Annotated in this window: 12 protein-coding genes; 5 read left to right on the top strand and 7 right to left on the bottom strand. The window is 66.2% G+C overall.

The genetic code is table 11. The features are described from left to right. Both JWN03_RS05560 and JWN03_RS05555 read left to right on the top strand, forming a co-directional pair. A partial coding sequence (locus JWN03_RS05560) for a fumarate reductase/succinate dehydrogenase flavoprotein subunit (RefSeq protein ID WP_297610666.1) occupies positions 1-1,890 on the top strand: 1,890 nt, incomplete at its 5' end. 2 nt (positions 1,891-1,892) lie between these two features. Continuing rightward, positions 1,893-2,639: a succinate dehydrogenase/fumarate reductase iron-sulfur subunit gene (locus JWN03_RS05555; protein WP_297610664.1), complete on the top strand. Its 747-nt coding sequence runs from the start codon at positions 1,893-1,895 to the stop codon at positions 2,637-2,639. A gap of 120 nt (positions 2,640-2,759) precedes the next feature. On the opposite strand, the gene JWN03_RS05550 is transcribed toward JWN03_RS05555, so the two are convergent. The 3 genes from JWN03_RS05550 to JWN03_RS05540 form a co-directional block, all read right to left on the bottom strand. Beyond that, positions 2,760-2,897 (bottom strand): hypothetical protein, encoded by a 138-nt coding sequence (locus JWN03_RS05550; RefSeq protein ID WP_297610661.1) that lies wholly within the window; start codon positions 2,895-2,897, stop codon positions 2,760-2,762. Between the two features lie 178 nt (positions 2,898-3,075). After that, positions 3,076-3,282 carry a DUF397 domain-containing protein gene (locus JWN03_RS05545; RefSeq protein ID WP_297610659.1) on the bottom strand — a complete coding sequence of 69 codons (207 nt, stop codon included), beginning with the start codon at positions 3,280-3,282 and terminating at the stop codon, positions 3,076-3,078. Further along, a complete protein-coding gene (locus JWN03_RS05540) occupies positions 3,279-4,166 on the bottom strand; it encodes a helix-turn-helix domain-containing protein (protein ID WP_297610656.1) in 888 nt (295 codons plus the stop codon). The genes JWN03_RS05545 and JWN03_RS05540 overlap by 4 nt, the downstream gene beginning before the upstream one ends. 391 nt (positions 4,167-4,557) lie before the next feature. Between JWN03_RS05540 and JWN03_RS05535 the strand changes: the two genes are divergently transcribed. The 3 genes from JWN03_RS05535 (at position 4,558) to JWN03_RS05525 (ending at position 6,488) form a co-directional block, all read left to right on the top strand. After that, positions 4,558-4,761, top strand: a complete 204-nt coding sequence (locus JWN03_RS05535) for a hypothetical protein (RefSeq protein WP_297610654.1) — start codon at positions 4,558-4,560, stop codon at positions 4,759-4,761. Positions 4,762-5,085: 324 nt separating this feature from the next. Continuing rightward, the gene (locus tag JWN03_RS05530; protein WP_297610651.1) at positions 5,086-5,625 is read left to right on the top strand and encodes a GNAT family N-acetyltransferase; all 540 of its coding nucleotides are present in this window, start codon (positions 5,086-5,088) and stop codon (positions 5,623-5,625) included. A 2-nt stretch (positions 5,626-5,627) separates the two neighbouring features. After that, entirely contained in the window at positions 5,628-6,488 is an 861-nt protein-coding gene (locus JWN03_RS05525) for a hypothetical protein (protein ID WP_297610648.1), read from the top strand. A 9-nt stretch (positions 6,489-6,497) separates the two neighbouring features. On the opposite strand, the gene JWN03_RS05520 is transcribed toward JWN03_RS05525, so the two are convergent. Genes JWN03_RS05520 through JWN03_RS05505 form a run of 4 tightly spaced genes read right to left on the bottom strand, consistent with a single transcriptional unit; the run spans position 6,498 to position 11,385 of the window. Continuing rightward, a complete protein-coding gene (locus JWN03_RS05520; protein ID WP_297610645.1) occupies positions 6,498-7,559 on the bottom strand; it encodes an SCO2521 family protein in 1,062 nt (353 codons plus the stop codon). 10 nt (positions 7,560-7,569) lie between these two features. Beyond that, complete coding sequence (locus JWN03_RS05515; protein WP_297610642.1) at positions 7,570-8,586, bottom strand: SCO2522 family protein; 1,017 nt, start codon at positions 8,584-8,586, stop codon at positions 7,570-7,572. After that, complete coding sequence (locus JWN03_RS05510) at positions 8,583-9,506, bottom strand: SCO2523 family variant P-loop protein (protein ID WP_297610640.1); 924 nt, start codon at positions 9,504-9,506, stop codon at positions 8,583-8,585. Before JWN03_RS05510 ends, JWN03_RS05515 begins: the two co-directional genes overlap by 4 nt. A 1-nt stretch (position 9,507) precedes the next feature. Further along, positions 9,508-11,385, bottom strand: a complete 1,878-nt coding sequence (locus tag JWN03_RS05505; RefSeq protein WP_297610638.1) for an SCO2524 family protein — start codon at positions 11,383-11,385, stop codon at positions 9,508-9,510. Positions 11,386-11,596: the final 211 nt, after the last annotated feature.

The following is an 11,596-nucleotide window of genomic DNA, read 5'->3' as shown; positions in this document are numbered from 1 at the left end:
ATCGGTGCGGGCGGCGCCGGACTGCGCGCGGTCATCGAAGCCCGCGAACACGGCCTGTCGGTGGCGGTGGTGTGCAAGTCGCTGTTCGGCAAGGCGCACACCGTCATGGCCGAGGGCGGCTGCGCGGCCGCCATGGGCAATGCCAATGAGAAGGACAATTGGCAGACCCATTTCAAGGACACCATGCGCGGCGGTAAGTTCCTGAACAACTGGCGCATGGCGGAGCTGCATGCCCAGGAGGCCCCGGACCGGGTATGGGAACTGGAAACCTATGGGGCGCTGTTCGATCGGACCAAGGACGGCCGGATCAGCCAGCGCAACTTCGGCGGGCACACCTACCCGCGCCTGGCGCACGTCGGTGACCGCACCGGGCTCGAGCTCATCCGCACCATGCAGCAGAAGATCGTATCGCTGCAGCAGGAGGACTTCGCGGCCACCGGTGATTACGAGGCCCGCGTCAAGATCTTCGCCGAGTGCACCATCACCGAACTGCTCAAGGACGGCGACAAGATCTCCGGCGCCTTCGGCTACTGGCGCGAATCGGGGCGGTTCATCCTCTTCGAGACGCCCGCCGTGGTGCTGGCGACCGGCGGTATAGGCAAGTCCTACAAGGTGACCTCGAACTCCTGGGAGTACACCGGCGACGGCCACGCGCTCGCACTGCGGGCGGGCGCCACGCTGATCAATATGGAGTTCCTGCAGTTCCATCCGACCGGCATGGTCTGGCCGCCCAGCGTGAAGGGCATCCTGGTCACCGAGGGCGTGCGCGGTGACGGCGGCGTACTGAAGAACTCCGACGGCAAGCGCTTCATGTTCGACTACATCCCCCCGGTCTTCAAGGGGCAGTATGCCGAATCCGAGGAGGAGGCCGATCAGTGGTTGAAGGACAACGACTCCGCGCGCCGCACCCCTGATCTACTCCCCCGCGACGAGGTCGCCCGCGCCATCAACGAAGAGGTCAAGGCCGGGCGCGGCACCGAGCACGGCGGGGTGTTCCTGGATATCTCCTCGCGCATGCCCGCCGCGGAGATCAAGAGGCGGCTGCCCTCCATGCACCACCAGTTCCTGGAACTGGCGGATGTGGATATCACCTCCGAACCCATGGAGGTCGGTCCGACCTGCCACTACGTCATGGGCGGCATCGAGGTGGATCCCGATACCGGTGCGGCCACGGTGCCCGGATTGTTCGCTGCCGGTGAGTGTTCCGGCGGTATGCACGGTTCGAACCGGCTCGGCGGCAACTCGCTCTCGGACCTGCTGGTGTTCGGGCGGCGCGCGGGTATGGGCGCGGCCACCTATGTGGAGCAGCTGCCGGGACGGCCCAAGATTTCCGATACCGATATCGCCGCGGCGGCGAAAGCCACTGTCGCGCCTTTCGATTCGCCCACCAGCGGCACCGGCGAGAACCCGTACAGCATGCATCTGGATCTGCAGCAGACCATGAACGATCTGGTCGGCATCATCCGCAAGGAAGGTGAGCTGAAGCAGGCCATCGAGAAGTTGTCGGAGATGCGCGACCGCTTCGACAGCGTCACCGTCGAGGGCCACCGGCAGTTCAATCCGGGCTGGCATCTGGCGCTGGATCTGCGAAACATGTTGCTCATCAGCGAATGTGTCGCGCAGGCCGCGCTGTTGCGCACCGAGAGCCGCGGCGGCCACACCCGTGACGATCACCCCGGAATGGATCCGGTGTGGCGCAATAAGCTGCTGGTCTGCCGCATCGATCCGGACGAGGTCGGATTCTCGGTGCCCTCGGTGACGGTGACCTCGGAGGATCAGCTGCCCATGCGGGTCGATCTCCTGAAGCTGTTCGATGTGACGGAACTCGAAAAGTACTACAGCACTGCCGACCTCGCGCCCGTGCGCGACGGCGCCGGAGAGGCGGAATAGCCATGGCTTACGACGCGAAGTTCAAGGTCTGGCGCGGCGATATCGAGGGCGGCGCGCTGGCCGACTTCACCGTGCAGGTGAACGAGGGCGAGGTGGTGCTCGATGTCATCCACCGGCTGCAGGCCACGCAGACCCCGGATCTGGCGGTGCGCTGGAATTGCAAGGCCGGCAAGTGCGGTTCGTGTTCGGCGGAGGTGAACGGCCGCCCGCGACTGCTGTGCATGACGCGCATGAACACCTTCACGCCGGAGGACGTGATCACGGTGACGCCGCTGCGCGCCTTCCCGGTGATCCGGGATCTGGTCACCGATGTGTCGTTCAACTACCAGAAGGCCCGGGAGATCCCGTCTTTCACGCCTCCGGTGGATCTGAAGCCGGGCGACTACCGGATGCAGCAGCAGGATGTGGAGCGGTCGCAGGAGTTCCGCAAGTGCATCGAATGCTTCCTGTGTCAGAACACCTGTCACGTGGTGCGTGATCACGAGGAGAACAAGGAGTCCTTCGCCGGGCCGCGTTATCTGATGCGTATCGCGGAACTGGAAATGCATCCGCTGGATGTCGGCGATCGGCGCGAACTCGCACAGGACGAGGCCGGGCTCGGGCTCTGCAATATCACCAAGTGCTGCACCGAGGTCTGCCCGGAACACATCAAGATCACCGACAATGCGCTCATCCCGCTCAAGGAGCGGGTGGCGGATCAGAAATACGATCCGCTGGTCTGGTTGGGTAACAAGCTCTTCCGCCGATAAACGTCCTCGTACCACCTAGTCATCCCGGTACGCTCTTGGCCGGGATCCACAGTTGCAGTGTGGATCCCGGCCAAAAACGTGCCGGGATAACGGGGGATTCTTCGAGATGACGGAGGGGTCTTACAGCATTGCGACGACGCCGAGCGCGACGGCGCCGACCAGCAGTCCCACCGCCAGTGCCGAAATGATTGCTCCGGTGAGTACGTACACGCCGATCGCCGATACCGCGAAGAGCAGCCCGACGATCAGTCGTTCCACCCAGTCGCCAGGATCCACTTTGCGGTACCGGGTTCGGGAATTTCTGAGCCCTCGGTCCACGGAATAGTGGATACCCATGCTTAGCCGTGGCAAACATGTTTTCGAGACACAACGGCGACCGATTCGTGATCTTCCGTGAAAGCGGGCGGTGAACAGTAGTTTCGCCGCCCGCCGCGGATCAACTGTCGAATGCGCCGCCGTCGATACCGGACGTGAACGACTCCCACTCCCCCGCCCCGAATACCAGGGCGGGACCGTGCGGATTCTTGCTGTCCCGCACGCCGACCCGATCGCCGGCCAGAAAAGCCACCTCGACACACTCCTTACCGGCGCCGCTGCGACTGCTCTTGAACCAGCGGGCCCCGGCGAGATCCTCCATGCTCATGTCGAATACTCCTTCGCCACCTGCCGCAGCAGGATTCTGCTGTCCTGGACATCCAGCGCGCAGCGCTCCAGGCACTCCTGTGCCCGCCGATAACGCTGAACGTCGCCCTGTCTTTCGAGATAGAGATCGCCGGTGAACCCCTCCACATAGACCACCGGGGGCTCCACCGGCTGCCCTTTGCTGTCGATCCCGAACTCGAGAATCACGAACGGGCCGGTCGAAAGTCCCAGGGGGACACCGGCCGCGAAGGGCAGAATGCGCAGGATGACATTGGGTCGGGTACTCAGGTCCGCCAAGTGCCGCACCTGCGCCGCCATCACCTTTGCACCTCCCACGGAGCGCCGCAATACCGATTCGTGCAACACCATGGCGACCGTCGCCGGATGCATGCGCCGGGTGATGAGCGCCTGTCGCTGCAACCGCAGCTGAACCCGGCGATCCAGTTCCGCCGCAGAGTCATTCGGGTACCCGAGACTGTTCAGGGCCCTTGCGTAGTCGGCGATCTGCAGCAGCCCCGGCACCAATTCTGACTGGTAGCAGGACAACTGCCGTGCGGATGCTTCCAAGCCCACGTAGATGTCGAAATTCTCCGGAATGAGATCGCCGTAGGAGTGCCACCAGCTCTTGACGGCGGCCTGCTGCGCCAAACCCTTGAGCCCCTCGGCGATTTCGGCCGGTATGCCGTAGATGCGGCACAGCTCGTGGATGTCGATGGTGCGGATGCGATCGGCATTGCCCTTCTCCAGGCGCTGTAATGTGCTCGCGCCCCATTCCATGAGTTTGGCGGCCTCGGCGATGGTCAACCCTGCCTGAATTCGCCAGTCCCGCAGGTAGCGGCCGAGCTGGCGGCGCGGCAGAGTCGATGACGCAGGGCTCTCTGACACAGCGCGCTCCGTTCTCGGGCGGGGAGGACCGGGTCGGCGGCATCGGTACACAGGGGTCTGAAACACCCTGCGATAGTCTTGCGGTACACCGGCTCCCGCCCGGACACCCTCCCCGGACACACGTTTTATCGGCGGGGGGTTCGTCCACTATGGGGAATCCTCCTCCCCCAAGTGGATTCACTGCTGGGAATTCGCGCAATTTTGCGTTCTCATCTTCGAAAAACGCCCGCCGGGCGTCTGCTCATGGTGTGCTGGATATGTGCCCGGAGTGGTGTTGCTAGGCCCCTTTCGTTTCCTGAATTCTCCGGGCACTTCAGGTATCCCATGCGGAACGAGGAGTCATGGCCGAAGTCGTCACCCCCTACCACCGGTCTCTCGCGGAGGTCGGGTCATGCAACTGACAACTCTCAATATGCACGTCGCCGGTTTGCTGCGTTGTCGCAGGGATCCGGGCATCATGAGCACCGAACAGGCGCACGCCGCAATGCAACTGCACCTCGACTGCACGGTGCAGACCTGCAAGGTGCGGCGGCGCGCTCGTGCGACGCTGGTAGAGGAGGGACGGTGCGTGCTCGACGAGCGCGCACTGCCATGACACCAGGCGCCGGCCGGTATGAACGTGCGGTGCATCGCGCACTGTGGTGGATGCTCGATCTCCGCCGCACGCTCCGCCGGTCGCGTTCGCGTGGCCAGGGTCGTCCGGGGAAGGCCCCTGGCCGCAATAGCAGCTGCCGCACCGCCTTTCGATCGCCGCCGCACCCTCCTCCGGTGCGCCCGGTGTAGCCCCGCCGCGTTGCGTCAGCGCGGTCCGGCCCGTCCGCTCCACAGACGGCGGCCGGGCTGGACCGCACCCATTCCCGTGTCCAACCGCCGCCTGAGTGGAGCCCTACGTGGTTACGCTCCGCTGCCGCCTCCGGGCTTGACCACTCAGACGGCAAACGACGCCTACCCTGGAATCCATCGCACCACGCCGGTGGAGGGGACATCGTTGTTAGCCTTCGGACAACCGCAGGTACCGCTTTTCCGGGCTGCGTCCATGGGGGATCTGGACGCCATTCAAGCCCTGGAGGTCGCCGAGTTCGCGCACCTCGCCTATCCGTATTTCATTCTGCGCCAACTGTTCGAGGTGCACGGGCCGAAATGGACCGTCGCCGAGAACGAGGGCCGAGTCTGCGGATATGTCCTTGCCGCCATCGGCGAGACGCGCACCGCATGGTTCATGGGATTCGCGGTCGCCGGTCATTGCCGGGGCCGCGGATATGGTCGCGCACTGCTGGAATCGGCGCTCGAGCGCTGCCGCGCGGAACGCATCGATCAGGTATTCGTGACGGTGCGCCCCGGCAATCGCGCCGCCTACCACCTGTACAAAGAGGTCGGATTCGTGTGGGCAGATCACGAGGTGGACTACTTCGGGCCGGATGAGCCGCGAGATGTCCTGGTGCGCAAGCTTTACCATTGATCATGCTCGAAAAGAGCTCGCCCTCGTCACCGTTCGTCGCGGCCATGAGCACACGCGTCGAGCGGCACGCTGCCGCCTATGCCGAGGACCTCACCGGTTTCCTCGATCAGCCGCATCGGCTGCGGCGCACCGTGACCGAACGACCGTTGCTCGATACCTTCACCCGCCATGTGGAGTCGGTGGTCGGCACCTACGATCCGCCGGGCATCCGGCGGGTCGGCGACAGCCTGGTCTTCGGGCACCTCTATGCCGAGGCACTCGCCCAATCCCCCGACGGCACACCACAGTCGGTGCCGGTGGTGAGACTGCTCGTCGCCCTGCTGGCCGCCGAGGTGGAGTTCCGGGGACCGCTGCGACTGAGCCGCACGCAGAAGCGGCAGCTCGCCGAGAACTATGAACGCCTGGGCCGGCGTTTGATCGCGGTGGGCCTGCCCGCGCACGCCGCCTTGGCCTTTCGGCGGGCGAACGGTCTGTTCCACGGTGACGAGGACACCGATGCCGAGGATCGCTGCGGGCTCGCCCTGGCGCGGGCCCGGCGGCGGGCGCAGCCGGTGGCGTGGCGGCGCATCGGCGGCCTCTTCCCGGACCTGGTGTGCGGCTACGGGTATCGGCCGTTCCGCATGCTGAGCTGGATCGCACTGCAGCTACTGGTGTTCGTGTTCGCGATCGCGACGGTCTCGGACCAAGCGCTCTCCGTCACCGTGTACGAGGTGATGGTCAATTACGTGAATCCGCTCGGACCCGGTGATACCGAGGCCTTACGTGCCGGAGGGCGCGCCTACTTCGTGATCGAGTGCTACCTCGGCACCGTCACGCTGTCGGTGTTCTTCGCACTGCTGGTACGCCGCTGGTTCCGGCTGTGACGGAGTGGATCACCACTGCGCGGTGCTGATCTTGGAGCTGCGCAAGGCTTCCAGCGTCGCCACGGCCAGCCGGTCGCGCAACTGCCCGACCTGCGCCGTCCACTGCCGCGAGAAACCCGGATCGGCCTCCAGGCGGGTCCACAGCTCGCGCAGGCGCTGCGGGGTATGCGCACCCGGCATCCACAGGTGCACAAGCTGTTCCAGCAGCGGGCTCAGCAGCGCCACCGCATCCCGATCGGGTCCGAGGCGACCCGCGTCGGCCAGCGCGGCATCGAGCGTGGTGAGCAGCCAGTCGTGCACGGCCAGATCCTCGCAGAAGCGTTGCACGCCTGCGAGATCCCGGACGGTCGGCACCATGATCCGCACCGAACGGGTCGCCTCGTCCTCCAGTCGGAAGGCGAAGAGGGTGCGATTGCGCACCTCACCCTGCAGCCGTGGCGCCACCCGCGCGGCCCAGCGCAGCCGGGTCGCGGCGGTGCGCAGCTGCGGGCGGCGATCGAGCCGGGCATCGGTGCGCACCTGGGTGAGCAGCCGATCGCTGATCGAGCCCAGGTCCAGGGTTGTCGAGCTGGAGGCTTCGAGAAATCCTTCGCTGAGATCGACTGCGGCAGCGGTATCGTCGCCGACCCGGGGAATCAGTTCGACGGTGCCGAGCTGGGTCAGATAGTGCGACCACGGCCGCCGGTTCGAATCCACGGCCCGCACCACCCGCACCGCGGACGAGCTCTGCGCGACCCGGCCGCCCACCATTGCCGCATGCGAAGCGACGGTGCCGACCACGCGGCTCTCCGAGCGGGAGACGGTGGCGAGTTGGCAGTCCACACCGACCGCGGAGGTCGGCGAAATCGCGAGTGCCAGTGGCCGTTCCCGCGTGAGGACGCGCTGCCCGGGCAGCAGCGCGAGTAGTTCGGCCACCTCCGCCGTCGGCAGCGCCACCGAAGCCGGCAGCAGCCCCGTGCGCACCTCCCCCAGCAGAACCAGCGGATCGCCCCCACCTCCGCCTCGCTGGGGCTCGGCTCCGGTGCGGGCAATGCGGGCTGCCCCTTCGGTTCGCTCGCTGCGCTCGCTCACGGCGTTCCCATCAGACGTCGCCGAGGAATACGTGATTGACCCGGTGGGTGACACGCGCGGGCACGTCAACGGGAATTCGTTCGGCCGCACCGCGTTCGGCCAGTTTGGCGTACACCTCGTCATCGAGCTGGAGGTGGTCCAGGATCACCCGCACCGCATGCTCGATGCCGAGGTAGCTGTGCGGCAGCACCGACAGCGAGCGGTAGGCGGCGAAGGGCGCGGCGGCCGGATTCAGTTGCACCACGGTCGGCAGCTTCCACCAGTCCGCGGGCCACGGATCGGTCCACGGCTGCGGCTTCGCCACCACCGCACCCTCGTGCCGAATCATGCCCAGCCGCAACAACTGCCAGATGGCGGCCAGAAACGGACAGGACCACTGGGTAAGCTCGACCGCTGCGCCCGACACCTGCTCGGTGTAGCGGCTCCACAGCTGCACATCCAGGAAGATCGAATGATTGCGCGCGGCGAATTCCACCGGCGGCCGATACGGCGCGACCCGCATGGCCTGCGCCGCATCATGTTCGGAGGAGCGGCGGCCATTGCACAGCCAGCCGGAGCTGGTGGTGGCCGGGCGGCGGCCGGTGGCCCCCTGATCCTCCGGTTCCGGCACGATGCGGGCCGCCATCATCTCGGCCAGCCGGATGGGTTCACCGATGGCCTCGCCGTCGATGAAGACCGGGACCTCGGCGCAGCCCGCCTCCCGCGCCAGATAGTCGATGCGCACACCGCATTCGGTGGCGGCCTGCAGCAGCTTCTCCAGAATGGTCCGGGGATCGGTGTCGTGCCGGAAGTAGTCGTCCACCAGGAAGCAGGTGCTCACCCGCGCACCGGGTCCGAATTCCAGCCGGGCCGCCTGGGTGTGCGCCTCGACCAGCGGCGCGACCCGCCGCAGCTGGGCCTTGATGCGGTCCACGCCATTGACCAGATCGTCCATGTAGAAGTGCCCGGCTTCGATGGACACATGCGAGAGCGGCTGGCCGGCCACCCGGTTGCGTTCACCGGCCTCGCTGTAGTCGATGGAACTCACTGTCCCTCCAGCCTTTCCCAGAAAGCCTGAGTGTTGACCCGGGTGGCGAGTTCGCGGAAAGCGGCCACGGTCTTCTCGTTCGCGATCCGGTCGGCAACATCGACATCCAGGATCACCTGCTCGCGCCACTGCAGCATCGGCTCGACCGGCGTCGCGCCGAGCATCAGGGTAGTGCCCAATCGATAGCGTACGGCCGCTCGGCTCAGGGTGTTGTTCTGTTCCTGCAGCCACGCCGCCTGCGCCGCCTGCAGGCCGGTGGACTCGTTCAGTTCGGGCACCGCGGTTCGCACGTAACGCACCGATTCCATCAGCCGCGCGCCATCGTGTCCACAGGCCGCGCCGGTCTCCAGTAGCCCGTGCTCGCCGTGCACGAGACCGTTCGCGGCCACCAGGTGCTGGCGGGTCCAGCGGTGGAATACCAGCCAGCGCACCGTGGACTGGGCCAGCTGCGGCATGGCGGTGGCCCGCAGCACCAGGGTGAGGGCAATGGAGCGGCCGGCGCTCAAATCGACGATGGTGACATCGAATTCCTGCTCACAGGTGGCGAGCAGTTCGGCGCAGCGGCGCACCATGGCCTCGTCGGCGGAGGCGAATTCCGCGCCGCCCGCATCACCGGGGAACAGCACCAGGCGACCGGACGGATGCCGGGAGTGCCGCAGTTCAGGGCGGTCGGTTTCCGATCGCACGCTCAGGCGGGCCGCGGAACCGTTGTCGCCCAGCATGTACGAGTGCAGTCCGGCGTCACCGGTGATACCGCGGTCCGCCCGGCTGATCTCGAAGATGGCGCCCACGGTCGGCGAACCGAAATCGAAATCCAGATACGCGACCTTCAGGCCGTCCATGCTCAGCTGATACGCCATATTGGCGCTGGTCACCGAGCGACCGGTGCCACCCTTGTCGGAGGCGGAGAAAACGAGCACGTCACACGCTCCTGGTCGCGTCGAAGCGGGCGTAGGCGAGTTCGTCGAGCTCCAGCAAGGCCTGCGAGGCCAAACTCAGTGCGGTGCCGGGGCGTTCGTCGATGAGTATCCGCGCGCGTTCCAAGCGGCGTTGCGCCAGTGCCAGGGCGGTGCGCAGCGCGGAACTGTCCGTATCGCTGAGTTCCAGCAGCTGGCCGTTGAGCAGGTGCTCGCCCTCGATCAGCAATTCCATGGCGCGCGCCACCATGCTGGGGAAGCGCAGCGGCGGCTCCCGGAACATGCGCGCGGCGGCGACCAGGCATTCGACCACGCGCTCGGTGAGATACCAGGAGGGCTCATGGTTTTCGGCGCCGCCGAAGAGGCGGCCCGGGTCGTCCCAGAGACCGGTGACCCGGCCCTCCCGGAAGGCGCGGCGGTCCAGGTGTTCCATGGTGTCCTGGGCCAGCTCCAGCAGTTTGTCGCGCACCTCCATGGTGCCGGAGAGCCGGGCAGCCTGCAGGATGCGCTTCAAAAGTACTGTGGCGTAGTCGGATACGGTCCAGACCAGGAGCGGTCCGCCGTACACCTCATCGCTGCCGATGAGCCGCAGGCGCACACCCGGGGTGTGCATGGCGCGGGCCGGATCATGCACCGTCATGCGGCTGGTGATCCGGCCGCGGCGCGCCAGCTCGTCGAAAATCGGTGCGGCCCTGGTGAGATCGTCGTCATCGGCTTCCCGATTGAGCAGATCCTGCATGAGCACGGCCGACACCGTGAGGCTGAAATAGTCCGACTCCTCGCCGTCGGAGGTGCGCCAGGGAATGTCTTCCAGCGGCCAGCGGCCGGAACCGAAGCGCGCCACCGCGGACCAGTAGCGCTGCGCCAGATCCCAGCGCAACTGCAGCGCCTCGGCCAGGCGGCGCTGCTCACTGTCGAGCAGGTCCAGCTCGCGGGTGCGGGCGGAGGTGAGGTCATTGATGCCATCGAGGGCCACCACGGTGAAATGCAGGTAGGGACGGGCAATGGCATAACCCGGTGCGGTGGCGATCGGCATGTCGACAAACTCGATGAAGGCGGCGTCACGCACCAGGCTCCAGCTCCAGCCGCATTCGAAGAGCAGTTCCTCGTCGTAGAGGTCCACGCCCGGGGTCTGGCTGAGAGTGAGGTCATTGCGCAGCCGGATGCGCACGCGTTCCAGGCGGCGGGAGACCGCGTCCACCACCGCCGGGGCGGCCGCCCCGGTCTGATTGAGCATGGAGAGCATGGCCCGGCCCTCCGGCGACTCCGGGGTCACGGTATTCACCACGAAACTGCGCACCAGGCCGACCATGGCGGCGGTCAGGCGGGTATTGATCCGGGCGTCCAGCCGGTCGATGCTCGCGGCGAGATCCCTTGCTTCCCTGCGGGTCTGCGTCAGCAGAAAGCTCTGGAAACCGCGCAGGAACTTCAGCGCGGCCAGGCACAGGGTCAGCGACATGGAGTACGAGTCGACGATATCGAGGCCGCGCTGCTCGTCCGAGGGTTCGATATCGTCCAGGCTGGACAGATAGCTACCCGCCGCGAAAACCGGCAGATCCTGCGTCTCGCCCGCCTCGCCCTCGACAAGCTCGCTGTAGCGGTCGATGTAGTCCTCGAGCACCCGGACCAGCGTGGCGCCCACGCGTTGAGGATTGCCCATCGGTGAGAGCACCGCGCGAATATCGTCGGGAATATCGTCCGGCCGGTCCAGTCCGAAGCCGTCGATCTCGGTTGCCGGATACAGCAGGCACAGCAGCTGTTCGGCATCACTGATGGAATTGGAGCCGTCGCGCCCGCCCCATACCCACTCGCCATCGCGGTAGCAGGCGGTGAGCAGCGACCGCCACACACCGAGAATCTGCTGTCGTGGCTGAATTCTCATCGACGCCGTCCCCTGCCGTTTCGTGGCCCGCCTCGCCGGTCGCAAAAACTATCATGCGCCGCGCAGGTGTACTCGGTGAAACCTACCGATGGTGACGATGCGACCTCCGCCCCGGCATACCGGCGTGCTTTTAGCCGGAATCTACCGAAATCCGTGGGAGCACAGGAGATGTGGTTCCCGGCCAAAAGCATGCCGGGATGACGGAGGTGAG

This window comes from Nocardia sp. (genome assembly GCF_025465275.1).
Taxonomy (GTDB): domain Bacteria; phylum Actinomycetota; class Actinomycetes; order Mycobacteriales; family Mycobacteriaceae; genus Nocardia.
This window is presented reverse-complemented; position numbering and strand designations above follow the sequence as displayed.

Coding starts and splice junctions, on each gene's coding strand:
- JWN03_RS05525 (WP_297610648.1), top strand. CDS start 5,628: ATGCTCGAAAAGAGCTCGCCCTCGTCACCGTTCGTCGCGGCCATGAGC.
- JWN03_RS05535 (WP_297610654.1), top strand. CDS start 4,558: ATGCAACTGACAACTCTCAATATGCACGTCGCCGGTTTGCTGCGTTGT.
- JWN03_RS05555 (WP_297610664.1), top strand. CDS start 1,893: ATGGCTTACGACGCGAAGTTCAAGGTCTGGCGCGGCGATATCGAGGGC.
- JWN03_RS05505 (WP_297610638.1), bottom strand. CDS start 11,385: ATGAGAATTCAGCCACGACAGCAGATTCTCGGTGTGTGGCGGTCGCTG.
- JWN03_RS05545 (WP_297610659.1), bottom strand. CDS start 3,282: ATGAGCATGGAGGATCTCGCCGGGGCCCGCTGGTTCAAGAGCAGTCGC.